The organism is Chimaeribacter californicus, from assembly GCF_002858675.1.
Classification (GTDB): domain Bacteria; phylum Pseudomonadota; class Gammaproteobacteria; order Enterobacterales; family Enterobacteriaceae; genus Chimaeribacter; species Chimaeribacter californicus.
Genome location: NZ_PJZF01000005.1, coordinates 176,777 through 202,452, shown reverse-complemented (window position 1 = coordinate 202,452; position 25,676 = coordinate 176,777). Strand labels below are relative to the sequence as shown.

Sequence of the window (25,676 nt, the reverse complement as noted above, 5' to 3'; positions counted from 1 at the left end):
CATGAGCGGGTAATGTGTAGATGACCACCGGCGGACAGACACAAATCGGAAATGTTGATCTGGTTAAGCAACTGAATGGCGCCGCGGTCTACCGCCTGATCGACCAGCAGGGGCCTATTTCGCGCATTCAGATTGCGGAACTGAGCCAGCTGGCCCCGGCCAGTGTCACAAAAATTACCCGCCAGCTGCTGGAGCGCGGGCTGATCCGCGAAGTGGATCAGCAAGCCTCCACCGGCGGCCGCCGGGCCATCTCGATTATCACTGAAACCCGTCACTTTCATACCCTGGCCGTCCGGCTGGGCCGCCACGATGCCACCCTGACCCTGTATGATATGAGCGGTAAGTCGCTCGGCGAGGAGCACTCTCCCCTGCCCCAGCGCACCCAGGAAACACTGGAAGAAGCCTTGTGTGAGGCCATCGCCGCGTTTCTCGACCGTTACCAGCGCAAAATGCGGGAGCTGATCGCCATTGCGGTGATCCTGCCCGGCCTGGTAGATCCGGATAAAGGGGTGGTGCGTTATATGCCGCACATCAGCGTCCATAACTGGCGGCTGGTGGAGACCCTGCAACAGCGCTTCAAAGTCACCAGCTTTGTGGGCCATGATATCCGCAGCCTGGCCCTGGCTGAGCACTACTTTGGTGCAACGCGCGACTGCGATGACTCAATTCTGGTTCGGCTGCATCGCGGTACCGGCGCAGGCATTCTGGTTAACGGCCAGATATTCCTCGGCAGTAACGGTAACGTGGGGGAAATCGGCCATATCCAGGTTGACCCGCTCGGCGAGCGTTGCCATTGCGGCAACTTTGGCTGCCTGGAGACCATCGCCGCCAATGCGGCCATTGAGAACCGGGTGCGCAACCTGCTGACCCAGGGCTACCCCAGCAAACTGACGCTGGATGATTACAGCATCAGCGCCATCTGCAAAGCGGCTAACCGCGGCGACCCGCTGGCCACCGAAGTGATTGAAAATGTTGGGCGCTATCTGGGTAAAGCGATTGCGATTGCCATCAACTTATTTAATCCACAAAAAGTGGTGATTGCCGGGGAGATTACCGAGGCGCAGAAAGTATTGCTGCCGGCGATTCAGGCCTGCATTAATACCCAGGTGCTGAAGGATTTCCGCAAAAATTTACCGGTTGTCACCTCTGAACTTAATCATCGTTCCTCTATTGGTGCCTTTGCACTGGCGAAGCGCGCCATGCTGAATGGGGTACTGCTGCAACGTTTGCTGGAATCCTGACGCTCCCTGAACGCCACGCTGTCCTATACTGTTGACCTTCAGTCTGAATCCGACCCGCTGTATGCGGGCCGCTTTTTCAGGCCATAACGCGTTTAACCTGTATTGCTTTCAATCCGTATTGCTTTCAACCCGTACTGCCTTCAACTTCCGATGAGTATGCAAGCCTATGCCTATAAAAAACGTAATTTGTGATATTGACGGCGTGTTGATGCACGACAACACCGCCGTACCCGGTGCAGATGTCTTTCTGGCGCGCATACAGGAACAGGGAATGCCGCTGGTGATCCTGACCAATTACCCGTCACAGACGGCGCAGGATTTGTCGAACCGCTTTCTGGCCGCCGGCATTGAGGTGCCTGACACTGCTTTCTTCACCTCGGCCATGGCCACCGCTGACTTCCTGCGCCGCCAGGAAGGGAAAAAAGCCTTTGTGATTGGCGAAGGTGCATTAATTCACGAGCTGTATAAAGCCGGTTTCACCATCACTGACATTAACCCTGATTTTGTCATCGTGGGTGAAACCCGTTCTTATAACTTCGATATGATCCATAAAGCCGCCTATTTCATCTCGAATGGTGCCCGCTTTATCGCTACTAACCCCGACACCCATGGGCGCGGCTTTTTCCCAGCCTGTGGGGCGCTGTGCGCGCCGATTGAAAAAATCACCGGCCGCCAGCCTTTCTATGTGGGCAAACCCAGCCCGTGGATTATCCGCTCGGCCCTGAATCAGATGCAGGCGCACTCCGAAGAGACGGTGATTGTCGGCGATAACCTGCGTACCGATATCCTGGCCGGTTTTCAGGCCGGGCTGGAAACCATTCTGGTGCTTTCCGGCGTTTCTACCCTGAGCGATATTGATGCAATGCCGTTCCGGCCGACCTGGATCTACCCCTCTGTCGCGGAAATTGATGTCATTTAACCGGAAGGTCTGGCGCATCGGCCAGACCTCTCTTTTTCTTACCCCGCTGTTTTGCCGCTTTCCGCACCGGCCCGCCAAAAATTGCATAATCGATAATTTATCCGACTTAAAATTCGCAATCCGCTAAAGATTCAGGGTGACCGATGAACTATTTTTCCCTGTGAAGCTAAATCTCTTGCATACCCTGCGGGTTTTGGCGCATGTTCTTTATCAGACCCGCAGCCAGGGTGTTTATCATGCAACATCCCTCTGATGACCGGTTGCCTCACAACATCATTACCGCCCGAGAAATGCGTTAGGAGAGTTATATGTGTTCTATTTTTGGTGTGCTTGATATCAAGACTGACGCGACTGAACTGCGTAAAAAAGCGCTGGAGCTGTCCCGTTTGATGCGTCACCGTGGCCCGGACTGGTCCGGTGTCTATGCTGGTGAAAAAGCCATTCTGGCGCATGAGCGTCTCTCTATTGTGGACGTCAACACCGGCGCACAACCTCTCTATAATGCGGCACACACCCATGTTCTGGCGGTTAACGGCGAGATTTATAACCATCAGGCACTGCGTCAGGAGCTGGGCGATCGTTACGCTTTCCAGACCGGTTCTGACTGTGAAGTGATTCTGGCGCTGTATCAGGAAAAAGGGCCGGCGTTCCTTGACGAGCTGCAAGGCATGTTTGCCTTCATCCTGTATGACACCGAGAAAGAGGCTTATCTGGTGGGCCGTGACCACCTCGGCATCATCCCGCTCTATATGGGTCATGATGAGCACGGCAACCTGTATGTTGCCTCGGAGATGAAATCCCTGGTGCCGGTCTGCAAAACCATCCAGGAGTTCCCGGCGGGCAGCTACCTGTGGAGCCAGGATGGCAAAGTGCAGGAGTACTACCAACGCGACTGGTTCGAGTTTGACAACGTCAAAGACAATGCCACGGATGCCGTTGCCTTGCGTAACGCGCTGGAAGAGTCGGTGAAAAGCCACCTGATGTCTGACGTGCCGTATGGCGTGCTGCTCTCCGGCGGGCTGGACTCCTCCATCATTTCGGCGATTACCAAGAAATTCGCCGGTCGCCGGGTGGAAGATGACAACCGCAGTGAGGCCTGGTGGCCCCAGCTGCACTCCTTCGCGGTGGGCCTGGAAGGTTCCCCGGATCTGCGCGCCGCGAAAGAAGTGGCGGGCCATCTCGGTACCGTGCACCATGAGATCCATTTCACGGTGCAGGAAGGGCTGGATGCGATCCGTGACGTCATCTATCACATTGAAACCTATGACGTCACCACCATCCGCGCTTCAACGCCGATGTACCTGATGTCACGTAAGATCAAGGCGATGGGTATCAAAATGGTGCTCTCTGGCGAAGGGGCGGACGAAGTCTTCGGTGGTTATCTCTACTTCCATAAAGCGCCGAACGCCAAAGAGTTCCATGAAGAGACCGTGCGTAAATTGCTGGCCCTGCATATGTATGACTGTGCCCGCGCCAACAAAGCGATGTCCGCCTGGGGTGTTGAAGCCCGCGTGCCGTTCCTGGACAAAAAATTCCTGGACGTGGCCATGCGCATCAACCCGAAAGACAAAATGTGCGGCAACGGCAAGATGGAGAAACATATCCTGCGTGAGTGTTTCGAATCTTACCTGCCGGAAAGCGTGGCCTGGCGGCAGAAAGAGCAGTTCTCAGACGGCGTGGGTTACAGCTGGATCGATACGCTGAAAGAGGTGGCGGCCCAGCAGGTCACGGATCAACAACTGGAAACTGCCCGCTTCCGTTTCCCGTATAACACACCGGTCTCCAAAGAGGCTTACCTGTACCGTACCGTCTTTGAAGAGCTGTTCCCGGTGCCGAGCGCCGCAGAATGTGTACCGGGCGGCCCGTCTGTTGCCTGCTCTTCTGCCAAGGCGATTGAATGGGATGAATCCTTTAAGAAAATGGACGATCCTTCGGGCCGTGCGGTGGGTGTTCACCAGTCAGCCTATTAAGGCGCAAACCTGCCGGGATTTTCCGATAACGGGCCGCATGCGGCCCGTTTTTTATGGCACAATTGCGTGATAAATGACACTTTTTGGCGCTTTTCTCCGCATACTGTTCATAAGCCAGACAAACAGATGCAGGATGCCGTTTTTCGTTAAAAAACTTGTTGACGCAAATCGGTCATATCCGCATAATGCGCCCCGCAACGCCGACGAAGGTAACGCGAAAAAAGATGGCTACGTAGCTCAGCTGGTTAGAGCACAGCACTCATAATGCTGGGGTCACAGGTTCGAATCCCGTCGTAGCCACCATCTTTTTTGCGGGAGTGGCGAAATTGGTAGACGCACCAGATTTAGGTTCTGGCGCCGCAAGGTGTGCGAGTTCAAGTCTCGCCTCCCGCACCATTTCTATCCAGGCGTTGTAACGGATGGGGTATCGCCAAGCGGTAAGGCACCGGTTTTTGATACCGGCATTCCCTGGTTCGAATCCAGGTACCCCAGCCATTTTCTTCTCCGGAAGAAAAAAAATTTGTGTTGTTGACTCCTGTTGGGGTATCGCCAAGCGGTAAGGCACCGGTTTTTGATACCGGCATTCCCTGGTTCGAATCCAGGTACCCCAGCCAAACAACACTTGCAATAACGTCGTTGTTGTGCAATAGTAAATGCTTGTTATCTAAGAAATTATCATTGTCCAGACCATTTCCTTAAGAAATAGTCACGACGCAGTAACAGAACACTGCAATACAATTTGGCTACGTAGCTCAGCTGGTTAGAGCACAGCACTCATAATGCTGGGGTCACAGGTTCGATTCCCGTCGTAGCCACCAAATTTTTGGGGTATCGCCAAGCGGTAAGGCACCGGATTCTGATTCCGGCATTCCCAGGTTCGAATCCTGGTACCCCAGCCAAAAAAAAGTAAAAAGCTCGCTTCGGCGGGCTTTTTGCTTTTCTGCGGTTTGCTCAGTGTACATGTTGCCCGAAGGCGTAAAAGGCCGGGGTAATAACCCGGCCTGCCCTGTCGTCAGAGCCCCAGCGCGTAACGTAATGCGCGGGTTTTCAGGCTGCCGCCACGCTGTGCCACCATCAGCGCCGCATTGCGCAGCATCCGCACCGGTGCCAGATCGTTACTGAAGGCGGTATAGAACAGATCCATGCCGCTTTGCATCATCAGGTTATCCACCTTGCGGCGGCGCTGATAGCGCATCAATACTTCCTGTTCTGCCCACGCCTCACCCCGTTCACGGGCCGCCGTCAGCACCTCAATCAATGCCTCCACATCACGGTAACCAAGGTTAACCCCCTGCCCGGCCAGCGGATTGATGGTATGCGCGGCATCCCCAATCAACGCCACGCCGGGCCGGACATAGTGTTGCGCATGACGACGCACCAGCGGGAACGCACCGGCTGCCAGCGCAGTAACATTGCCGACCCTCGCCGGGAAGGCCTGCTGGATCTCCCGGCTGAGCTGGGCCATCGGCAGCGATTGTAAATACCGAATGCGGGCCGGGCTGTCGTACCAGACTAATGACGCATAGTGGCCGGACAGCGGCAGAAAGGCGCGCGGGCCGCTGGGGAAAAATTGCTGCCAGGTGACATCCTGATCCGGCGTAGCGGTTTTCACACTGATCAACATGCAGGACTGGCGATACTGCCAGCCGTTAATACCGATACCGGCCAGTTGCCGCACCTGTGAATTTGCGCCATCTGCGCCGATGACCAGTTGCGCCGACAGCGTCTGCCCATCCTGGAGTGCCAGGTGCCAGCCGTGCGGGGTTTTCTCCATGCTTTTCAGGGTGGCCGGGCAATGCAACCGGATGGCGGGCTGCTGTTCAACCTGCTGCCAGAGCGCCCGCTGAAGTACGTTGTTTTCTACCATGAACCCCAGCTCCGGCAAGCCCAGCGCGGCGGAATCGAATATTACGTCTGAACCCGGCATCTCCCAGGTCTCTAACCGGCGATAAGGCGCACTGCGCATCTGCTTCACCCCTTGCCAGGCGCCGAGCCGGGTCAGGAGCGCGACTGAGGTGCAACCCAGCGCGGAGATACGCAAATCAGGCGCGCTCTGCGGGTCAAACTCAGGCGGGGCCGCGTGCTCCAGCAAGGCCACAGTAAACCCTTGCTCAGCCAGCCCAAGTGCTGCTGCCGCGCCGACCATGCCGCCGCCGACAACCGCAATGTCGGAATGCTTCTCTGAATTGTTCATAAAGGCCAAATACCCGTTTGTGATCGCGTCTGCACGAAGTGTACCGGATTTTTCTGTTAGCATCAGGCGCAAGGCGGTTTTCCCCTACTGGTCACCACCGCAGCGAGCGATTACACTATGCGCCCTGCACACCGAGCTTATTCGTGAAGCTTTTTCTTCTGCATTGAGTAATGGCAAGTCAATGACAAAAAAACTGCATATTAAAACCTGGGGCTGTCAGATGAATGAGTACGATTCATCCAGGATGGCCGACCTGTTGGGAAGCACTCATGGTTATGAGGTGACAGAAAACGCCGAAGAGGCCGATCTTCTGTTGCTGAATACCTGTTCCATCCGTGAAAAGGCGCAGGAAAAAGTCTTCAACCTTCTCGGCCGCTGGAAATTACTGAAAGAGGCCAATCCTGACCTGATTATCGGGGTGGGTGGCTGCGTGGCGTCACAGGAAGGGAAACATCTCCGCCAGCGTGCGCCCTGTGTCGACATCGTGTTCGGCCCGCAGACCCTGCACCGTCTGCCGGAAATGATTAACCAGGTCAGCGGCACCCGCAGCCCGGTGGTGGACGTCAGCTTCCCGGAAATTGAAAAGTTTGACCGCCTGCCGGAACCGCGTGCAGACGGCCCTACGGCCTTTGTGTCCATCATGGAAGGGTGCAACAAATATTGCAGCTTCTGTGTGGTGCCCTACACCCGGGGCGAAGAGGTCAGCCGCCCGAGTGACGACGTCCTGTTCGAAGTCGCGCAACTGGCGGCGCAGGGTGTGCGTGAGGTCAACCTGCTGGGGCAGAACGTCAACGCCTATCGCGGGCTGAATTATGACGGGTCGGTCTGTAGTTTTGCTGAGCTGCTGCGCCTGGTCGCCGCCATTGACGGCATTGACCGGCTGCGTTTTACCACCAGCCACCCGATTGAATTCACCGATGACATCATTGACGTGTACCGTGACACGCCGGAGCTGGTCAGCTTCCTGCATCTGCCGGTGCAGTGCGGCTCTGACCGCGTCCTGATGATGATGAAACGCGCGCATACGGTGCTGGAGTACAAAGCGATCGTCCGTAAGCTGCGCCAGGCGCGGCCGGACATCCATCTCAGTTCCGACTTTATCGTGGGCTTCCCGGGCGAAACCCAGGCTGACTTTGAACAGACCATGAAGCTGATTGCCGAGGTTAACTTCGACGTCAGCTACAGCTTTATCTACTCCGCCCGCCCCGGTACACCGGCGGCTGATATGGTGGATGATGTCAGCGAAGAAGAGAAAAAGCAGCGCCTCTATATTCTGCAGAACCGTATCAATCAGCAGGTGATGCAGTTCAGCCGCCAGATGGTGGGCACCGTGCAACGGATTCTGGTCGAGGGCACCTCCCGCAAAAGTCTGATGGAGCTGAGCGGGCGCACCGAAAATAACCGGGTGGTTAACTTCGAAGGCACCCCGGATATGATCGGCAAATTCGTCGACGTTGAGATTGTTGATGTCTATGCCAACTCTCTGCGCGGCGTGGTGGTACGCACCGAAGCGCAGATGGATCTGCGTATCCATGAGTCCCCGTCAGCGGTGATTGCCCGTACCCGTAAGGAAAATGCGCTGGGTGTCGGGATCTATCAGCCCTGATGGCGTTTTTTGTGCTGAAGGGCGCCCCGGGCGCCCTTTGTTTTTTTAGACAATTCGCCGATCTCTCTTCCTCGCTGCTGAAACTATCTTGCAGCAGGCCATTTAATTTTTCGATTCGTGCCGCATATTCATACTCCGGGGCTGCGGCATCTCTTGCCAGAAAGAGGAAGAAGCGGACAATGGCATGTATGCTTAAGGTATGCTGCCTTTTCCCGGCAGAAAACATCTTATCGCTATCAACAGGCCCTATGTGACCCAGAGGAACAGTTTGAACGTCGAGACACACGAAATCCTGCTAGAACCCGCCGACAACCAGCGCTTACTGAGCCTGTGCGGGCCGTTTGATGACAATATCAAACATCTTGAACGCCGGTTAGGCATCGAAATTAACCGCCGCGACAACCACTTTAAGCTGGTCGGCAAGAGCCTGGTCGTTCAGGCTGCTGCCGATATCCTGCGCCATCTCTATGTGGAAACGGCACCGCTGCGCGGCGAAATCGCCGATATCGATCCGGAACAGATCCACCTCGCCATCAAAGAGAGCCATGTGCTCGAACAGACGGCTGAAAGCGTGCCCGACTATGGCAAGGCCGTGACCATCCGCACCAAACGCGGCATGGTAAAACCCCGTACCCCTAACCAGGCCCAGTATATTGCCAATATTCTGGACAACGACATCACCTTCGGCATCGGCCCCGCCGGGACAGGGAAAACCTATCTGGCTGTCGCGACCGCAGTGGATGCGCTGGAGCGCCAGGAAGTCCGCCGTATCATGCTGACCCGCCCTGCCGTAGAAGCGGGTGAAAAACTGGGCTTCCTGCCGGGTGACCTCAGCCAGAAAGTGGACCCGTACCTGCGCCCGCTGTATGACGCGCTGTTTGAAATGCTGGGCTTTGAACGCGTGGAGAAACTGATTGAGCGCAATGTGATTGAGGTAGCCCCGCTTGCCTATATGCGTGGCCGTACCCTGAATGACGCGTTTATCATCCTCGATGAGAGCCAGAACACCACTATCGAACAGATGAAGATGTTCCTGACCCGTATCGGCTTCAACTCCAAAGCGGTGATTACCGGCGACGTCACGCAGATTGACCTGCCGCGTAACCAGAAATCCGGCCTGCGGCACGCCATTGAAGTGCTGTCAGACGTCGAAGAGATCAGCTTTAACTTCTTCCACAGCGAAGACGTGGTGCGCCATCCGGTGGTCGCCCGTATCGTGGTGGCCTATGAGGCCTGGGAAGCACAAGAGCAGAAACGTAAAGACGCGGCCGCCGAACAGCGTAAGCGTGAGGCGCTGCAACCTGCCGCCTCTGCCCCCCAGGAGGCACCGTGAGTAATGTGATCCTTGATTTGCAGATCGCCTGTGAAGCGCCGTCCGGCTTGCCGGCTGAGGCGGACTTCCAGCGCTGGCTGGATCATGTGCTGCCGCAGTTCCAGGAAGAGTCTGAAGTCACCATCCGCCTGGTGGATGAAGCCGAGAGCCATGACCTGAACCTGACCTATCGTGGCATGGACAAACCGACCAACGTGCTCTCGTTCCCGTTTGAAGCCCCGCCGGGTATGGAGATGCCGCTGCTGGGTGATTTGATCATCTGCCGCCAGGTGGTGGAGCGGGAAGCTGACGAACAAGGCAAGCCGCTGATGGCCCACTGGGCACATATGGTTGTTCACGGCAGCCTCCATCTGCTAGGGTACGATCATATTGTTGACGAAGAAGCCGAAGAGATGGAATCTTTGGAAACAGACATCATGCAGGGTATGGGTTATCCTGACCCTTATCTTTCTGAAAAAGATGACCTCTGACATTAGCTGATGATCTGCGGTAATTTTTTGTGGCCTTGATGAAAAGGAAGGCCGCGACAAATGCCGCAGCATCACTAATAATAATCTTTCCTCCCAACACGAGTAATATTAACCAGACCGCCATGAGCGACGACCATTCACAAAGCAATGACAGCCCCAGTCCCAAGAAGGGCTTTTTCTCCCTTATCCTCAGCCAATTATTCCACGGTGAGCCCAAAAACCGTGGCGATCTGGTCGAGCTGATCCGCGATTCCGAACAGAACGACCTGATTGATCCCGATACCCGTGACATGCTGGAAGGCGTGATGGATATCGCCGATCAGCGCGTGCGTGACATCATGATCCCGCGTTCGCAGATGGTGACCCTTAAACGGAACCAGCCGCTGGAAGAGTGCCTGGATGTGATCATTGAATCCGCCCACTCCCGCTTCCCGGTGATCAGCGAAGACAAGGATCATATTGAAGGCATCCTGATGGCGAAAGACCTGCTGCCGTTTATGCGCACCACGTCCGAGCCGTTCAGCATCGACAAGGTACTGCGCCCTGCGGTGGTGGTGCCGGAAAGCAAACGGGTTGACCGGATGCTGAAGGAGTTCCGCTCCCAGCGTTACCATATGGCGATTGTCATTGATGAGTTTGGCGGTGTCTCCGGCCTGGTCACCATTGAGGATATTCTGGAGCTGATTGTGGGTGAAATTGAGGACGAATATGACGATGAAGAAGATCGTGACGTCCGCCAGCTCAGCCGCCATACCTACACTGTCCGGGCGCTGACGCCGATTGAAGACTTCAATGACGTTTTCCAGACGCACTACAGTGATGAAGAGGTGGATACCATCGGCGGCCTGGTGATGCAGGCGTTTGGCCACCTGCCCGCCCGCGGTGAAACCATCGAAATTGACGGTTACGTATTTAAAGTTGCGATGGCCGACAGCCGACGTATTATCCAGGTCCATGTCAAAATTCCGGACGACGCACCGCAACCCAAACTGGAACTGGAAGAATAAAACATCCATGACCCTTGCCTTACTTCTGCAACGCCAGCGGCTACGCCTTCCGCTGGCGCTCTTGTTTGGTGCCTGCGGCACCCTGGCGTTTTCCCCGTATGATATCTGGCCGGCGGCCATTGTGTCGCTGTGTGGCCTTCAGGCGCTGACGCTGAACCGCACCGCCGGCCAGTCCGCCTGGGTGGGGTTCTTCTGGGGGCTGGGATTGTTCGGCAGCGGGGTCAACTGGGTGTATGTCAGCATTGCCCAGTTCGGCGGCATGCCGCAGCCTGTTAACCTGTTCCTGGTGGTATTGCTCGCCGCCTATCTGTCGCTCTATACCATGCTGTTTGCCGGCGTGCTGACGCGCCTGTGGCCGCGCCTGACCCTATGGCGGGTGGCACTGGCTGCGCCTGCCTTGTGGCAGGTTACAGAGTTCCTGCGCGGCTGGGTACTGACCGGTTTCCCCTGGCTGCAGTTTGGCTACAGCCAGATTGACGGCCCGCTGAAAGGCATTGCACCACTGCTGGGCGTTGAAACCATTACCTTTATCCTGATGTCGCTGAGCGGGTTGCTGGTCTATGCGCTGCTTCAGCGCAAGGCCATGCCGGCCCTGGTCGCGCTGGCTATGCTGCTGTTGCCATGGCCGCTGCGCCAGCTGACCTGGTTTACCCCGCAGCCGCAAAAAGCGGTCAACGTCGCCATGGTACAGGGCAACATTCCGCAGTCGATGAAGTGGGATCCGAAGGTTCTTGAGCAGACGCTGCAAATTTATCTCGATGAGAGCCGCCCTTATGCCGGCAAAGCCTCGCTGATCATCTGGCCGGAGTCTGCCATTCCCGATATTGAACGCGATCAGCAACCTTTTCTGGGCATGATGGATGACCTGATGCGGTCTCACCACAGCAGCCTGATCACCGGCCTTGTGGACGCGCGCCCAACCTCTCAGGGTTACGATTACTACAACAGTATGATCGTGCTGGGGGAAAAAACGCCCTATCACTACCTGAATCAGGATCGCTATAACAAACACCATCTGGTGCCGTTTGGCGAGTTTGTGCCGCTGGAAAGCCTGCTGCGCCCATTGGCCCCGTTCTTTGATTTACCCATGTCCTCCTTTAGCCGCGGTGGTTACGTGCAACCGCAGTTACGTGCGGCCGGTTTCAATCTCACCGCAGCTATCTGTTATGAGATCATACTGGGTGAACAGGTGCGGGCCAATTTCCGGCCGGACACCGACTTTTTGCTGACCATCTCCAATGACGCCTGGTTCGGCCACTCGATTGGGCCGTGGCAGCATTTCCAGATGGCGCGTATGCGCTCGCTGGAACTGGGTCGCCCCTTGTTGCGCAGTACCAATAATGGTGTGACCGCCGCCGTGGATGCAAAAGGCAATGTGATTAAACAGATCCCCCAGTTTACCCGTCAGGTGCTGGATGTGCGGGTGACCCCGGCCACCGGGCTGACCCCTTATGCCCGCTTCGGCACCCTGCCGTTGTGGGTGTTCACGCTGTTGGCCGGAGGGGCTGCCCTCTTCGCTGCGATGCGCCGTCCACGCGCAGCCTGACAGGCACCATGCCCTACTCAAGCCGGGAGATTCCTCCCGGCTTTTTTATTTTCCTGCCCTTTCTGGCACAGCCCTTGCTTGATATTGCAGGGATTTAGCTGAAAACGTCACCCATCCAGACATTTCGCATTAACCTGCACCGCCTTCGCGCACCTGCTGCACAACAAACGTGCAGGGTAAGTTTTTTGCCTTTATTTGGTGCGGCGCTGGTCGCAAAAAAGAAACGTTCTGGTATCAATATATTTACATTCAGCTATGTTCAGACAGGCCTCAAGGCCTCTTGCCGCGTTCCGATGCGGTCTCTTTTTTGATTTCGACGTCATGCGTCAGAATCATAACAACAGCAAGGAGTAGGACCATGCAAATGCGCAAACTGGCGTTATCGCTGCTGCTCGCCGGCATTGCCACAGGTGCCGCCCATGCGGCCCAGCCCACCACCGCTGCGGCTGCCGGGAACCAGGCTGCCCCTGACACATTACAAAAAATCAAACAAAATGGCGTGATTGTCGTGGGTCACCGTGAATCCTCGGTGCCGTTCTCCTATTACGACAATACCCAGAAAGTCGTGGGCTATTCCCAGGACTATTCCAACCTTATTGTTGAGGCGATCAAGAAACAGCTGAATGCGCCGGATCTGAAAGTAAAACTGCTGCCGATCACCTCACAAAACCGCATCCCGTTGCTGCAAAACGGTACCTTTGATTTCGAATGTGGTTCCACCACCAATAACCTCGAGCGCCAGCAACAGGCTGCCTTCTCCAACAGCATTTTCGTGGTGGGTACCCGCCTGCTGGTGAAAAAAGGGTCACCGGTTAAAGACTTCCCGGATCTGAAAGGCAAGACCGTGGTGGTGACGTCCGGGACGACCTCCGAAGTGCTGCTCAATAAACTCAATGAAGAGAAAAAAATGGGCATGCGCATTATCAGCGCTAAAGATCATGGGGACTCCTTCCGTACGCTGGAAAGCGGCCGGGCCGTGGCCTTTATGATGGATGATGCTCTGCTGGCCGGCGAACGCGCCAAAGCGAAAAAACCGGACCAATGGGAGATTGTCGGCACGCCACAGTCTCACGAGGCTTACGGCTGCATGCTGCCGAGAGGCGACGCCGCCTTTAAGAAGCTGATGGACGACACCATTGCCCAGGCCCAGACCTCGGGCGAAGCGGCGAAATGGTATGAGACCTGGTTCCAGAAACCGATTCCGCCAAAAAATCTCAACATGAACTTTGCCTTATCAGAAGACATGAAAGCCCTGTTCAAGGCACCTAACGATAAGCCCTAACCTGCCCGGATAACGGTATTACGCCAGGACAGACAGGAAGCGGGGTGGCCGTTCCCCACTCCGCTTTTTTCATGGTGTGCCGCGCCTGTCAGGCGTTCTCTTCCGGGTCCGCGTGGCCCGTTGTATGGAGTTGTTTATGTCAACAAACTGGAACTGGGGCATTTTTCTGCAAGAGGCCCCGTTTGGTAATACCACCTATCTTGGCTGGATCTGGTCCGGTTTTCAGGTCACGATTGCGCTCTCATTCTGTGCCTGGATTATCGCTTTTTTTGTTGGCTCCCTGTTTGGCATTCTGCGCACCGTGCCGAACCGGTGGCTTGCCGGCCTCGGTACCTGTTACGTCGAGCTATTCCGTAATGTGCCGCTGATTGTCCAGTTTTTCATCTGGTACCTGGTGGTGCCGGAACTGTTGCCGCCGGATCTCGGCATGTGGTTCAAGTCCGAGCTGGATCCGAACATCCAGTTTTTCCTCTCTTCCATGATCTGCCTGGGGCTGTTTACCGCGGCCCGCGTATGTGAACAGGTACGGGCAGCCATTCAGTCCCTGCCGCGCGGCCAGAAAGCCGCCGGGCTGGCAATGGGCCTGACCCTGCCGCAGACCTACCGCTATGTGCTGCTGCCGAATGCCTACCGGGTGATTGTGCCGCCGATGACCTCAGAGATGCTGAACCTGGTGAAAAACTCGGCTATTGCCTCCACCATTGGTCTGGTGGACATGGCTGCACAAGCCGGCAAACTGCTCGACTACTCGGCCCATGCCTATGAGTCATTCACGGCCATTACGCTGGCCTACATACTGATTAACGCAGTGATTATGGTGTTTATGCGTCTGGTCGAATCCAAAGTCAGGCTGCCGGGCCATACGGGAGGTAAATAATGTACGAATTTGACTGGAGCTCCATTCCGCCCAGTTTCCCTTACCTGCTGGACGGCATGGCGATCACGCTCAAAATCACCCTGACGGCGATTGTGTTCGGCATTTTGTGGGGCACGCTGCTGGCCGTAATGCGTTTGTCGAGTGTGAAGGTGATCAGTTGGTTTGCCACCCTGTATGTCAACCTGTTCCGTTCTGTGCCGCTGGTGATGGTGTTGCTGTGGTTCTACCTGGTGGTGCCGGGCCTGCTGCAAAAAGGGCTGGGCCTCTCCCCGCATACCGATATCCGCCTGATTTCGGCCATGGTGGCGTTCTCGCTGTTTGAAGCCGCTTACTACTCCGAAATTATCCGCGCCGGTATTCTCAGCGTTGCCCGCGGCCAGGGTGCCGCTGCGCTGGCGCTGGGCATGACGCCGTGGCAATCCATGAAGCTGGTGATTCTGCCGCAGGCATTCCGGGCGATGATCCCGCTGCTGCTGACCCAGGGCATTGTGCTGTTCCAGGATACGTCCCTGGTTTACGTATTAAGCCTTGCGGACTTCTTCCGCACCGCCACCACCATTGGCGAGCGCGACGGCACCCAGGTGGAAATGGTGCTGTTTGCCGGGCTGGTTTACTTTGTTATTAGCATCGCGGCCTCGTTGGTGGTCAGCGTATTGAAGAAAAGGACCGTTTCATGATCTCCCTGAAGAGTATTTCCAAGTGGTATGGGCATTTCCAGGTATTAACGGAGTGCAGCACTGAAGTGAAAAAAGGGGAAGTTGTGGTGGTATGCGGCCCCTCAGGCTCCGGCAAATCCACCCTGATTAAAACTGTTAATGGACTGGAGCCGATTCAGAAAGGCCAGATCGTGGTGAACGGCATCCCGGTCAATGACCGGAAAACCAATCTGGCGCAACTGCGCGCCAAGGTAGGGATGGTGTTTCAGCATTTTGAGCTGTTCCCGCATCTTTCTATCATCGATAACCTGACGCTGGCCCAGATTAAGGTGCTGAAACGGGACAAAGCCGCCGCACGGGACAAAGGGCTGAAGTTACTGGATCGCGTTGGTCTCTCTGCCCACGCCAATAAATTCCCCGGCCAGCTCTCCGGCGGCCAGCAGCAGCGCGTCGCCATTGCCCGCGCCCTGTGCATGGACCCGGTCGCGATGCTGTTTGATGAACCGACCTCCGCGCTGGACCCGGAAATGATCAACGAAGTGCTGGATGTCATGGTGGAACTGGCACAGGAAGGTATGACGATGATGGTCGTCACCCATGAGATGGGCTTTGCCCGCAAGGTAGCCAACCGCGTGATCTTTATGGATGAAGGGAAAATCGTGGAAGATCGTGAGAAAAACGCCTTTTTCGACAATCCGCAATCCGAGCGCGCACGCGAATTTTTGGCAAAAATCCTGCACTAATCAGTGTGATAAAACGCGCCGCCCCGCAGGCGGCGCGTCTGCCAGGGAACCTGGTGGATTAAGGCTGGAAAGGCTGGCGGTTGAACTGGTCATGCCCGCACTTCGGGCAGAGCGGCAAAATTTCCGGCGTGTAAACCGGCATCGGGGCGTGGCATTTTTCACAGATCAGGTTGCCCAGCCCTACTACCTCCCCGCTGTGGTAAACCCCGTGATGCGTCACATCCTTAAATACTTCGCGCCACTCAAGCTGGGTTTTATCCGTGATGTCCGCCAGCTCCTGCCACAGGCTCTCTTTAATCACCCGCATAAACACGCTGTCTGTGACGTCGTCCTGCTCCTGATAGCTGCGGGCGAACTCTTCCAGGTCACGCCGTACCGCCACCGTCACCTGCCGGATTTCAACGTCTGTCAGGTCACCGGCCGTCTTCAGCCGTGCTTCGGCACTGCGCACCAGTGCATCAATGTTATGATCGCCTTCCCGGATGCGCTCAGTCAGGGAAGCAACCAGCTCACGGTAATAGTCTGCAACGTTACTCATACAATCCTCGCAATGCGCTGATGTGATCACACGGCCTGCCGCCCGGCACTGCCGCTACGGCGCTCCATTTTTTTGAGCTTACCCCTCCAGTTTAGCCCTAAATCACTGATGTGACTTAGGGAATAGTCCGGCTTTGCGTAACCTTACGCAAAATTCGCCGCTTCTCCCGGAGAAATACGCCCACCGCGGGCGCTGGGTGTTGTTGCCTCAGGCGCTTATCAGCTATGCTATGCGGATCTCTTTATATGAATCAGAAAAGGCTACAGGCGTAGCTGTTTTTCACTATAGGACCACCGGCCGCCATGCAAGAGCAATACCGCCCAGAAGATATAGAGTCAAACGTCCAGCTTCACTGGCAAGAGAAGCAAACTTTCAAGGTGACTGAAGATGCCGGCAAGGAGAAGTACTACTGCCTTTCCATGCTGCCTTACCCATCAGGCCGCCTGCATATGGGCCACGTGCGCAACTACACCATCGGCGATGTCATCTCCCGCTACCAGCGTATGCTGGGCAAAAACGTGCTGCAGCCTATCGGCTGGGATGCGTTTGGCCTGCCGGCTGAAGGCGCTGCGGTAAAAAACAACACCGCACCCGCTCCCTGGACCTACGAAAATATTGAATATATGAAGAACCAGCTGAAATTGCTGGGCTTCGGCTATGACTGGGACCGCGAAATTGCGACCTGCGATCCTGACTATTACCGTTGGGAGCAGTGGTTCTTCACCAAACTGTATGAAAAAGGCCTGGTCTATAAGAAAACCTCTGCGGTGAACTGGTGCCCGCATGACCAGACCGTGCTGGCCAACGAGCAGGTGATTGAAGGCTGCTGCTGGCGCTGCGACACCAAAGTAGAGCGTAAAGAGATCCCTCAGTGGTTTATCAAAATCACCGCTTACGCGGATCAGCTGCTGAACGACCTGGACACGCTGGAGAGCTGGCCGGAACAGGTCAAAACCATGCAGCGCAACTGGATTGGCCGCTCTGAAGGGGTGGAAATCACTTTTGACGTGGCCGAGAGCGAAGAGACGCTGACGGTCTACACCACCCGCCCGGACACCTTTATGGGCGTGACCTACGTGGCCGTGGCCGCCGGTCACCCGCTCTCCCTGCAGGCGGCAGCCGGTAACCCGGCGCTGGCTGACTTCATCGCCGAATGCCGTAATACCAAAGTGGCCGAAGCCGATATGGCGACGATGGAAAAGAAAGGCATGGACACCGGGCTGGTGGCCATTCACCCGCTGACCGGTGACAAAATCCCGGTCTGGGTCGCCAACTTCGTGTTGATGGAATACGGCACTGGGGCAGTGATGGCGGTACCGGGGCACGACCAGCGCGACTGGGAGTTCGCCACCAAATACAGCCTGCCGATTCAGCCGGTGATTCTGAACGCTGACGGCACCGAGCCGGATCTCAGCACGCAGGCGATGACTGAAAAAGGCGTGCTGTTCAATTCCGGTGAATTCGGCGGTCTGGATTTCCAGGCTGGCTTTAATGCCATCGCTGACAAGCTGGTCGCTATCGGCCGCGGCCAGCGCAAGGTCAACTATCGCCTGCGTGACTGGGGCGTCTCGCGCCAGCGCTACTGGGGCGCACCGATCCCGATGGTCACCCTGGAAGACGGCACGGTTATTCCGACGCCGGAAGACCAGCTGCCGGTGGTGCTGCCGGAAGATGTGGTGATGGATGGCATCACCAGCCCGATCAAAGCTGACCCGGAGTGGGCCAAAACCACGGTTAACGGCCAGCCGGCGCTGCGTGAAACCGACACCTTTGACACCTTTATGGAGTCCTCCTGGTATTACGCGCGCTACACCTGCCCGCAGTATGACCAGGGTATGCTGGACCCGGCCGCTGCCAACTACTGGCTGCCGGTTGACCAGTATGTCGGTGGTATTGAACATGCGATCATGCACCTGATGTATTTCCGCTTCTTCCACAAGCTGATGCGTGATGCGGGCCTGGTTAACTCTGATGAACCCGCCAAACGCCTGCTGTGCCAGGGCATGGTGCTGGCAGATGCCTTCTACTACACCGGTGTGAACGGTGAGCGTAACTGGGTTTCCCCGGTTGACGTGACCATTGAGCGCGATGAGAAAGGCCGCATTACCAAAGCGACTGACCCGCAGGGCCGCGAGCTGGTTTACGCCGGTATGAGCAAAATGTCGAAGTCGAAAAACAACGGCATCGACCCGCAGGTCATGGTAGAGAAATATGGTGCGGATACCGTCCGTCTGTTCATGATGTTCGCGTCACCGGCAGAAATGACGCTGGAGTGGCAGGAATCCGGGGTGGAAGGGGCAAACCGCTTCCTGAAACGCGTCTGGAAACTGGCCTTTGAACACAGTGAAAAAGGGGCAACCCAGCCGCTGGATGTTGCCGCACTGAATGACGCACAGAAAGAGCTGCGCCGTGACCTGCACAAAACCATCGCCAAAGTCACCGATGATATCGGCCGCCGCCAGACCTTCAACACCGCGATTGCCGCCGTGATGGAGCTGATGAACAAGCTGGCCCGCGCCCCGCAGGAGACAGAACAGGATCGCGCACTGTTACAGGAAGCGCTGCTGGCTGTGGTACGGATGCTGTACCCGTTTACCCCGCACGTCTGCTTTGCCCTGTGGCAGGCACTGGGCGGCGAAGGCGACATCGATACCGCGCCATGGCCGGTTGCTGATGAGGCCGCGATGGTGGAAGAGTCGAAGCTTGTTGTGGTGCAGGTAAACGGCAAAGTCCGCGGTAAAATCACCGTTCCGGCGGATGCCACCGAAGAGCAGGTGCGCGAGCGTGCCGGTCAGGAATATCTGGTCGCAAAATACCTGGATGGCGTCACCATCCGTAAAGTGATCTATGTGCCCGGAAAACTGCTTAACCTGGTAGTGGGTTGAGACAAGGAGGCGTTGTGCGACATCGTTTGATGATGCTGCTGCTGGGGGTCGCCGTGATGGTGACCTCGGGATGCGGCTTTCACCTTCGCGGCACCACCCAGGTGCCGGAAGAACTGAAAACCATGATGCTGGACAGCTACGATCCTTACGGCCCGCTGACGCGGGCAGTTCGGCAGCAGTTACGCCTGAACAATGTGAGCGTTGTAGAGAAGTCAGCCCGTAAGGATCTGCCGTCACTGCGCATCGTCAGTGCAACCCAGGGGCAGGATACCGTTTCAATCTTCCAGGACGGTAAAACTGCGGAGTATCAGCTGGTGATGGTGGTGAATGCCCAGGTGCTGCTGCCGGGTCACGACCTTTACCCGGTGCAGGCCAAAGTGTTCCGCTCCTTCTTTGACAACCCGCTGACGGCGCTGGCCAAAGATGCTGAGCAGGACATTATTGTGCAGGAGATGCGTGAGCAGGCTGCACAACAGCTGGTACGCAAGCTGCTAGCGGTTCATGCCTCTGAAGAAAGCAAGAAGCCGCAGGTCAGCCTGAGTGATGACGGCGCGGAAAGCACCCCGCCGCCGGCCACCACCGGCACTGCCCTGCCGGCCAGCGTCAACGCACAATGATCCGGCTTTATCCTGAACAACTTGCCGCGCAGCTCCGTGAGGGGCTGCGCGCTTGTTATTTATTAGCCGGCAATGACCCTCTGCTGCTCCAGGAGAGTCAGGATCATATCCGTGCAGCTGCCCAGCAGGCGGGCTTCAGCGAGCACTATAGCTTTACGCTGGATAATCATACTGACTGGGAGGCCATCTTCAGTGTGTGTCAGGCATTAAGTCTGTTTGCCAGCCGCCAGACGCTGATGCTGATCCTGCCGGATAACGGCCCGAATGCCGCCATCAGCGAGCAATTGCTCAAACTGACCGGTCTGCTGCATCCGGATATTTTACTGATCCTGCGCGCCCAGCGCCTGACCAAGGGGCAGGAAAACGCCGCCTGGTTTAAGGCACTGAGTAAGGAAGGCGTCTGGGTCACCTGCCAGACCCCTGAGCAGGCACACTTGCCCCGCTGGGTGGCACAGCGCGCAGCCTACCTGAAACTGACGCTGGATGAACCGGCCAATCAGCTGCTCTGCTACTGCTATGAAGGTAACTTGCTGGCCCTGTCGCAGGCACTTGAACGGCTTTCCCTGCTGTTTCCGGACGGGAAACTGACGCTGCCGCGGGTGGAACAGGCCGTTAATGATGCCGCCCACTTTACGCCCTACCACTGGCTGGATGCGCTGCTGGCAGGCAAAAGCAAACGTGCGCTGCATATTTTGCACCAGCTGCAGCTGGAAGAGAGCGAACCGGTGATCCTGTTACGGACGGTGCAACGGGAATTGTTGCTGCTGCTGACCCTGAAACGGGCCGGGACCTCACACTCACTGCGTGCGCTGTTTGACCAGCATAAAGTCTGGCAGAACCGCCGCCCTCTGCTGACTCAGGCCCTGCAACGCCTCTCTCTGCCCCAGCTTCATCAGGCGGTTCAACTGTTGACACGCACTGAGCTCGCGCTTAAGCAGGACTATGGTCAGTCGGTATGGCCGGAACTGGAGAGCCTGTCGCTGCTACTGTGCGGTAAAGCCCTGCCTGCTATCTTTTATTGATTAACCTTTCGCCTGGAGACGGGTTCCCATGCCGGACACACTCACTGCGCGTCACCTTGCTACTGTCGATGCTTTTTTTGGCGGCACCTTTGATCCTGTGCACTATGGGCACCTGAAACCGGTGGAGGCCCTGGCGCAACAGGTGGGGCTGAACACCGTGACGCTGCTGCCCAATAATGTGCCGCCCCACCGCCCCCAGCCGGAGGCCACGGCGCAACAGCGGCTGGCGATGGTGAAGCTGGCGATTGCGGGCAACCCGCTTTTCAGAGTAGATGACCGGGAACTCCAGCGGGAAACCCCCTCCTACACCATTGAGACACTTGAAACGTTGCGTAAAGAACGTGGCGCAAAAGCATCATTGGCGTTTATCATTGGGCAGGATTCATTACTTAATCTTTATAAGTGGCACCGCTGGGAGTCGCTGCTGTCGGTGTGTCACCTGTTGGTCTGCGCCCGCCCCGGTTATCGCCGGCAACTGGATACCCCGCAACTGCAGGCCTGGTTTGAAGAACATGCCGTGACCTGCGCCGGGCGGCTGAGCGAAAAAGCGGCGGGCTTTATCTATATGGCGGATACGCCGCTGGTCAATGTGTCTGCCACAGAAATCCGCAAACGCCGGCATGCCGGGCAGGATTGCGATCACCTGTTGCCGGTGGCGGTACAAAATTATATCGATTCACAGGGTTTATATCGCGAGTAGAACACCCATGGTATACTGCGCCGCTTAATTTCGGGTGTCCGCTCAGCCAACATGTCTTTTTAATCAAGCTGTTGATTCCAGAAATATTTTTTCGCTAACTGACACCCAGCCAGAAAACTGTTACGGCATGGGGGAAAACTGTTGATCGCGGCCTTCAGGCTGCCACGATGTGAACCCTGTCCCAAACCAACCATACCCGAGGGGGAACCTTTGCAAGGTAAAGCGCTCCAAGAATTTGTTATTGATAAAATTGATGATTTGAAAGGTCAGGACATCATTGCCCTGGATGTGACCGGCAAGTCCAGCATCACTGACTGCATGATCATCTGTACCGGTACCTCAAGCCGCCATGTAATGTCGATTGCCGGCCACGTGGTAGAAGAAGTCAAGGCCATTGGCCTGCACACCCTGGGCGTGAAAGGCGTTAACGATGCCGACTGGGTCGTGGTTGACCTGGGCGAGGTGATTGTTCACGTCATGCAGGAAGAGAGCCGCGCGCTCTACGAACTCGAAAAGCTCTGGAGTTAAGCGGTGAAGCTGCAACTGGTGGCGGTCGGCACAAAAATGCCGGACTGGGTGCAGACGGGATTCATGGATTACCTGCGCCGTTTTCCAAAAGATATGCCGTTTGAACTGGTAGAGATCCCGGCGGGAAAACGCGGGAAAAATGCTGACATCAAACGCATTCTGGAAAAAGAGGGCGAACTGATGCTGGCCGCTGTCGGCAAGGGTAACCGCGTGGTGACGCTGGATATCCCCGGCACTCCGTGGGAAACGCCGCACCTGGCGCAACAGCTGGAGCGCTGGAAGCAGGATGGCCGCGATGTCAGCCTGCTGATTGGTGGCCCGGAGGGGTTGGCACCCGCCTGTAAGGCGGCGGCGGAACAGAGCTGGTCGCTCTCACCGCTGACATTGCCGCACCCGCTGGTCAGGGTGCTGGTTGCCGAAAGCCTCTATCGTGCCTGGAGCATTACCACCAATCATCCTTACCACCGCGAGTAAACGGTCGGTGAATGTCAGCAGAATGAACCATAAGTAGTGGGATGAAAATAGACCGTAACCCTTTTCGCGACTATTCGGCTGAATCAGCCCTGTTTGTGCGCCGCGCATTGGTGGCATTCGCAGGCATTCTGCTCCTCAGCGGCGTTCTGGTCGCCAACCTCTATAATCTGCAAATCATGCGGTTTGAAGATTACCGTACCCGATCCAATGAAAACCGTATCAAGCTGGTGCCGATTGCGCCCAGCCGCGGCATTATCTATGACCGGAACGGCACGCCGCTGGCACTTAACCGCACCATCTACCAACTGGAACTGGTGCCGGAAAAAGTGGATGACCTGCAGGCAGTGCTGACGCAGCTGCGCCCGGTGGTTGACCTGACGGATGATGATATTGCGAACTTCCAGAAAGAACGCAAACGCTCACGCCGCTTCACTTCCATCGCCGTTAAACCGGCCCTGACCGAGGTGCAGGTGGCGCGCTTTGCCGTTAACCAGTTCCGTTTTCCCGGTGTGGAAGTCAAAGGCTATCAGCGCCGTTACTACCCCTACAATTCAGCCCTGACTCATGTCATTGGCTATGTATCTAAAATCAACGATCGCGACGTTGAACGGCTCGATAAAGCCGGCATTTTACCCAATTATGCAGCGACGCATGATATCGGCAAACTCGGCATTGAACGCTATTACGAAGATGTGCTGCACGGCAAAACCGGCTATGAAGAGGTCGAAGTCAACAACCGTGGACGGGTCATCCGCCAGTTGCACGAGCAGGCGCCCCAGGCCGGTAAAGATATTTACCTGACGCTGGATCTGAACCTGCAGATTTATATTGAGAAGCTGCTGGCCGGCAGCCGCGCCGCGGTGGTGGTCACCGACCCGCGTGACGGCGGCATCCGGGCGCTGGTCTCTAATCCGAGTTACGATCCCAACCTGTTTGTGGATGGCATCTCCAGCAAAGACTACAAAGGCTTACTGGAAGACCCGAACAAACCGCTGATTAACCGTGCGACCCAGGGCGTTTACCCTCCGGCCTCCACCGTCAAACCCTATATTGCCGTATCGGCCCTGACGGCTGGGGTCATTACCCGCAATACCAGCTTGTTTGACCCCGGCTGGTGGCAGCTTCCCGGCTCAGAAAAACGTTTCCGCGACTGGAAAAAATGGGGCCACGGCCGCCTGAATGTGACCCGCTCGCTGGAAGAGTCCGCCGACACCTTCTTCTATCAGGTTGCCTATGATATGGGCATTGATCGCCTCTCTGAGTGGATGAGCAAATTTGGCTATGGTCACTACAGCGGCATTGACCTTTCTGAAGAGCGGGCAGGCAACATGCCGAGCCGCGAATGGAAGTTCAAACGCTTTAAAAAACCCTGGTATCAGGGCGATACCATTCCGGTCGGCATCGGCCAGGGTTACTGGACCGCCACCCCGGTTCAGATGATCAAAGCAATGATGATCCTGATTAATGACGGCACCATCAAAACCCCGCACCTGCTGCAAAGCACCCAGGTGGAGGGCAAGCAGGTACCGTATGTACAGGAAGAGAATGGCCATATCGGTGATATTCACTCCGGCTATTGGGAAATTGCCAAAGACGGGATGTATGGCGTGGCTAACCGGCCAAACGGCACGGCGCGTAAAAGCTTTGCCGATGCCCCCTACCGGGCGGCGGCCAAATCCGGTACGGCCCAGGTCTTTGGCCTGCGTGAAAACGAGACGTACAACGCCCATAAAATTGCCGAACGGCTGCGCGATCATAAGCTGATGACCGCGTTTGCCCCGTATGACAAACCCACGGTGGCAGTGATCGTGATCCTGGAGAACGGCGGAGCCGGGCCGGCGGTGGGCACCATTACCCGCCAGATCCTCGACCACATCCTGCTGGGTGACAACAATACAGAGTTGCCGGTGGCCGCCCCCCTGCCGCCCGGTACAGAAGGTGAATAAGGTAAATCATGACTGAAGGCCAACAAAAAGGCTCCTGGTGGGCAAAGCTCCACATCGATATGCCGCTATTGCTGGTAATCATGGCGTTGCTGGCTTATAGCGCGTTCGTTATCTGGAGCGCCAGCGGTCAGGACATGGGCATGATGGAGCGTAAAATCGGCCAGATCGCGATGGGCCTGATCATTATGCTGGTGATGGCGCAGATTCCGCCGCGGGTCTACGAGAGCTGGGCGCCCTATCTCTATTTCATCTGTGTGATCCTGCTGGTCATGGTGGATGCGTTCGGCCAGATCAGTAAGGGCGCGCAGCGCTGGCTGGATTTAGGCGTGGTACGTTTCCAGCCCTCTGAAATTGCTAAAATTGCGGTGCCGCTGATGGTGGCCCGCTTCATTAACCGTGACGTCTGCCCGCCTTCGCTCAAAAATACCGGCATTGCGCTGGTGCTGATTTTCCTGCCGACGCTGCTGGTCGCCGCTCAACCCGATCTCGGTACTTCTATTCTGATTGCTGCGTCCGGGCTGTTTGTGCTGTTTCTGTCCGGCATGAGCTGGAAACTGATTGGCGTGGCGGCCCTGCTGGTTGCGGCCTTTATCCCGGTGCTCTGGTTCTTCCTGATGCATGACTACCAGCGCGATCGTGTCATGATGCTGCTTGACCCGGAATCCGATCCGCTTGGGGCCGGGTATCACATCATCCAGTCAAAAATTGCCATTGGCTCCGGTGGGTTGTCAGGGAAAGGGTGGCTGCACGGCACCCAGTCACAGCTGGAATTTCTGCCGGAACGCCATACCGACTTTATTTTTGCCGTCCTGGCAGAGGAGCTCGGGCTGGTGGGCGTGCTGATTCTGCTGGCGCTCTACCTCTGCCTTATCATGCGCGGTCTGGTGATTGCCGCCAAAGCACAGACCACGTTTGGCCGGGTTATGGCGGGCGGGTTGATGCTGATTTTGTTTGTCTATGTGTTCGTTAATATCGGCATGGTGAGTGGTATTCTGCCGGTGGTCGGCGTGCCGCTGCCGCTGGTCAGCTATGGCGGGTCGGCGTTAATCGTTCTGATGGCCGGGTTTGGTATCGTGATGTCGATACATACTCATCGCAAAATGTTGTCTAAAAATTTATAAG

Annotated in this window: 22 protein-coding genes and 6 tRNA genes; 26 read left to right on the top strand and 2 right to left on the bottom strand. The window is 56.4% G+C overall.

The window, feature by feature from the left end; genetic code table 11:
- The first annotated feature begins 20 nt into the window (after window positions 1–20).
- From nagC to CYR55_RS08645, 9 genes are all read left to right on the top strand, one after another.
- Window positions 21–1,241 carry a DNA-binding transcriptional regulator NagC gene (gene nagC, locus CYR55_RS08685; RefSeq protein WP_101815744.1) on the top strand — a complete coding sequence of 407 codons (1,221 nt, stop codon included), beginning with the start codon at window positions 21–23 and terminating at the stop codon, window positions 1,239–1,241.
- 166 nt (window positions 1,242–1,407) lie between these two features.
- Complete coding sequence (locus CYR55_RS08680; RefSeq protein ID WP_101815743.1) at window positions 1,408–2,160, top strand: HAD-IIA family hydrolase; 753 nt, start codon at window positions 1,408–1,410, stop codon at window positions 2,158–2,160.
- Between the two features lie 308 nt (window positions 2,161–2,468).
- The gene (asnB, locus tag CYR55_RS08675; RefSeq protein WP_101815742.1) at window positions 2,469–4,130 is read left to right on the top strand and encodes an asparagine synthase B; all 1,662 of its coding nucleotides are present in this window, start codon (window positions 2,469–2,471) and stop codon (window positions 4,128–4,130) included.
- Between the two features lie 226 nt (window positions 4,131–4,356).
- A tRNA-Met gene (locus CYR55_RS08670) sits at window positions 4,357–4,433 on the top strand.
- Between the two features lie 8 nt (window positions 4,434–4,441).
- Window positions 4,442–4,526, top strand: a tRNA-Leu gene (locus CYR55_RS08665).
- A gap of 24 nt (window positions 4,527–4,550) precedes the next feature.
- A tRNA-Gln gene (locus CYR55_RS08660) sits at window positions 4,551–4,625 on the top strand.
- Between the two features lie 44 nt (window positions 4,626–4,669).
- Window positions 4,670–4,744, top strand: a tRNA-Gln gene (locus CYR55_RS08655).
- Window positions 4,745–4,871: 127 nt separating this feature from the next.
- Window positions 4,872–4,948 (top strand) — tRNA-Met (locus CYR55_RS08650).
- A gap of 6 nt (window positions 4,949–4,954) precedes the next feature.
- A tRNA-Gln gene (locus CYR55_RS08645) sits at window positions 4,955–5,029 on the top strand.
- A 113-nt stretch (window positions 5,030–5,142) separates the two neighbouring features.
- Here CYR55_RS08645 and ubiF read toward each other — a convergent pair.
- On the bottom strand, window positions 5,143–6,324 hold the full coding sequence (ubiF, locus tag CYR55_RS08640) for a 3-demethoxyubiquinol 3-hydroxylase (RefSeq protein WP_101815741.1): 1,182 nt from the start codon (window positions 6,322–6,324) through the stop codon (window positions 5,143–5,145).
- 181 nt (window positions 6,325–6,505) lie between these two features.
- On the opposite strand from ubiF, the gene miaB reads away from it, so the two are divergent.
- From miaB to CYR55_RS08595, 9 genes are all read left to right on the top strand, one after another.
- Complete coding sequence (miaB, locus tag CYR55_RS08635; protein ID WP_101815740.1) at window positions 6,506–7,930, top strand: tRNA (N6-isopentenyl adenosine(37)-C2)-methylthiotransferase MiaB; 1,425 nt, start codon at window positions 6,506–6,508, stop codon at window positions 7,928–7,930.
- 250 nt (window positions 7,931–8,180) lie between these two features.
- Window positions 8,181–9,263: a PhoH family protein gene (locus CYR55_RS08630; protein WP_175580789.1), complete on the top strand. Its 1,083-nt coding sequence runs from the start codon at window positions 8,181–8,183 to the stop codon at window positions 9,261–9,263.
- Window positions 9,260–9,733 (top strand): rRNA maturation RNase YbeY, encoded by a 474-nt coding sequence (gene ybeY, locus CYR55_RS08625; RefSeq protein WP_101815739.1) that lies wholly within the window; start codon window positions 9,260–9,262, stop codon window positions 9,731–9,733. The genes CYR55_RS08630 and ybeY overlap by 4 nt, the downstream gene beginning before the upstream one ends.
- 122 nt (window positions 9,734–9,855) lie before the next feature.
- A complete protein-coding gene (gene corC, locus CYR55_RS08620; RefSeq protein WP_101815738.1) occupies window positions 9,856–10,740 on the top strand; it encodes a CNNM family magnesium/cobalt transport protein CorC in 885 nt (294 codons plus the stop codon).
- 7 nt (window positions 10,741–10,747) lie between these two features.
- Window positions 10,748–12,286, top strand: a complete 1,539-nt coding sequence (gene lnt, locus CYR55_RS08615; protein WP_101815737.1) for an apolipoprotein N-acyltransferase — start codon at window positions 10,748–10,750, stop codon at window positions 12,284–12,286.
- Window positions 12,287–12,644: 358 nt separating this feature from the next.
- Window positions 12,645–13,568, top strand: a complete 924-nt coding sequence (locus CYR55_RS08610) for an amino acid ABC transporter substrate-binding protein (protein WP_101815736.1) — start codon at window positions 12,645–12,647, stop codon at window positions 13,566–13,568.
- 136 nt (window positions 13,569–13,704) lie between these two features.
- Window positions 13,705–14,445: an amino acid ABC transporter permease gene (locus tag CYR55_RS08605; protein ID WP_101815792.1), complete on the top strand. Its 741-nt coding sequence runs from the start codon at window positions 13,705–13,707 to the stop codon at window positions 14,443–14,445.
- Window positions 14,445–15,122, top strand: a complete 678-nt coding sequence (gene gltK / locus CYR55_RS08600) for a glutamate/aspartate ABC transporter permease GltK (protein ID WP_101815735.1) — start codon at window positions 14,445–14,447, stop codon at window positions 15,120–15,122. Before CYR55_RS08605 ends, gltK begins: the two co-directional genes overlap by 1 nt.
- Window positions 15,119–15,844, top strand: coding sequence for an amino acid ABC transporter ATP-binding protein (locus tag CYR55_RS08595; RefSeq protein ID WP_101815734.1), 726 nt, complete (start codon window positions 15,119–15,121; stop codon window positions 15,842–15,844). The genes gltK and CYR55_RS08595 overlap by 4 nt, the downstream gene beginning before the upstream one ends.
- A gap of 58 nt (window positions 15,845–15,902) precedes the next feature.
- On the opposite strand, the gene CYR55_RS08590 is transcribed toward CYR55_RS08595, so the two are convergent.
- A complete protein-coding gene (locus CYR55_RS08590; protein WP_101815733.1) occupies window positions 15,903–16,382 on the bottom strand; it encodes a zinc ribbon-containing protein in 480 nt (159 codons plus the stop codon).
- A gap of 302 nt (window positions 16,383–16,684) precedes the next feature.
- Between CYR55_RS08590 and leuS the strand changes: the two genes are divergently transcribed.
- The 8 genes from leuS to mrdB all read left to right on the top strand — a co-directional run bounded on the left by leuS (window position 16,685) and on the right by mrdB (window position 25,675).
- Window positions 16,685–19,267 (top strand): leucine--tRNA ligase, encoded by a 2,583-nt coding sequence (gene leuS, locus CYR55_RS08585; protein WP_101815732.1) that lies wholly within the window; start codon window positions 16,685–16,687, stop codon window positions 19,265–19,267.
- Window positions 19,268–19,281: 14 nt separating this feature from the next.
- The gene (gene lptE / locus CYR55_RS08580) at window positions 19,282–19,884 is read left to right on the top strand and encodes an LPS assembly lipoprotein LptE (protein WP_101815731.1); all 603 of its coding nucleotides are present in this window, start codon (window positions 19,282–19,284) and stop codon (window positions 19,882–19,884) included.
- A complete protein-coding gene (gene holA, locus CYR55_RS08575) occupies window positions 19,881–20,906 on the top strand; it encodes a DNA polymerase III subunit delta (protein WP_101815730.1) in 1,026 nt (341 codons plus the stop codon). The genes lptE and holA overlap by 4 nt, the downstream gene beginning before the upstream one ends.
- 28 nt (window positions 20,907–20,934) lie before the next feature.
- Window positions 20,935–21,606, top strand: coding sequence for a nicotinate-nucleotide adenylyltransferase (nadD, locus tag CYR55_RS08570; protein ID WP_101815729.1), 672 nt, complete (start codon window positions 20,935–20,937; stop codon window positions 21,604–21,606).
- A 210-nt stretch (window positions 21,607–21,816) separates the two neighbouring features.
- A complete protein-coding gene (gene rsfS / locus CYR55_RS08565; protein ID WP_101815728.1) occupies window positions 21,817–22,134 on the top strand; it encodes a ribosome silencing factor in 318 nt (105 codons plus the stop codon).
- 3 nt (window positions 22,135–22,137) lie between these two features.
- Entirely contained in the window at window positions 22,138–22,608 is a 471-nt protein-coding gene (gene rlmH / locus CYR55_RS08560; RefSeq protein ID WP_072926332.1) for a 23S rRNA (pseudouridine(1915)-N(3))-methyltransferase RlmH, read from the top strand.
- Window positions 22,609–22,649: 41 nt separating this feature from the next.
- On the top strand, window positions 22,650–24,554 hold the full coding sequence (gene mrdA / locus CYR55_RS08555) for a peptidoglycan DD-transpeptidase MrdA (RefSeq protein WP_101815727.1): 1,905 nt from the start codon (window positions 22,650–22,652) through the stop codon (window positions 24,552–24,554).
- A gap of 8 nt (window positions 24,555–24,562) precedes the next feature.
- Window positions 24,563–25,675 (top strand): peptidoglycan glycosyltransferase MrdB, encoded by a 1,113-nt coding sequence (gene mrdB, locus CYR55_RS08550; RefSeq protein ID WP_101815726.1) that lies wholly within the window; start codon window positions 24,563–24,565, stop codon window positions 25,673–25,675.
- Window position 25,676 lies beyond the last annotated feature (1 nt).

Bases quoted from the DNA above. Each gene is read 5' to 3' on its own strand.
- lnt (WP_101815737.1), top strand. From the start codon at position 10,748: ATGACCCTTGCCTTACTTCTGCAACGCCAGCGGCTACGCCTTCCGCTG.
- mrdB (WP_101815726.1), top strand. From the start codon at position 24,563: ATGACTGAAGGCCAACAAAAAGGCTCCTGGTGGGCAAAGCTCCACATC.
- mrdA (WP_101815727.1), top strand. From the start codon at position 22,650: ATGAAAATAGACCGTAACCCTTTTCGCGACTATTCGGCTGAATCAGCC.
- holA (WP_101815730.1), top strand. From the start codon at position 19,881: ATGATCCGGCTTTATCCTGAACAACTTGCCGCGCAGCTCCGTGAGGGG.
- nadD (WP_101815729.1), top strand. From the start codon at position 20,935: ATGCCGGACACACTCACTGCGCGTCACCTTGCTACTGTCGATGCTTTT.
- gltK (WP_101815735.1), top strand. From the start codon at position 14,445: ATGTACGAATTTGACTGGAGCTCCATTCCGCCCAGTTTCCCTTACCTG.
- CYR55_RS08610 (WP_101815736.1), top strand. From the start codon at position 12,645: ATGCAAATGCGCAAACTGGCGTTATCGCTGCTGCTCGCCGGCATTGCC.
- leuS (WP_101815732.1), top strand. From the start codon at position 16,685: ATGCAAGAGCAATACCGCCCAGAAGATATAGAGTCAAACGTCCAGCTT.
- CYR55_RS08680 (WP_101815743.1), top strand. From the start codon at position 1,408: ATGCCTATAAAAAACGTAATTTGTGATATTGACGGCGTGTTGATGCAC.
- CYR55_RS08605 (WP_101815792.1), top strand. From the start codon at position 13,705: ATGTCAACAAACTGGAACTGGGGCATTTTTCTGCAAGAGGCCCCGTTT.
- nagC (WP_101815744.1), top strand. From the start codon at position 21: ATGACCACCGGCGGACAGACACAAATCGGAAATGTTGATCTGGTTAAG.
- ubiF (WP_101815741.1), bottom strand. From the start codon at position 6,324: ATGAACAATTCAGAGAAGCATTCCGACATTGCGGTTGTCGGCGGCGGC.
- CYR55_RS08590 (WP_101815733.1), bottom strand. From the start codon at position 16,382: ATGAGTAACGTTGCAGACTATTACCGTGAGCTGGTTGCTTCCCTGACT.
- asnB (WP_101815742.1), top strand. From the start codon at position 2,469: ATGTGTTCTATTTTTGGTGTGCTTGATATCAAGACTGACGCGACTGAA.
- miaB (WP_101815740.1), top strand. From the start codon at position 6,506: ATGACAAAAAAACTGCATATTAAAACCTGGGGCTGTCAGATGAATGAG.
- corC (WP_101815738.1), top strand. From the start codon at position 9,856: ATGAGCGACGACCATTCACAAAGCAATGACAGCCCCAGTCCCAAGAAG.
- CYR55_RS08595 (WP_101815734.1), top strand. From the start codon at position 15,119: ATGATCTCCCTGAAGAGTATTTCCAAGTGGTATGGGCATTTCCAGGTA.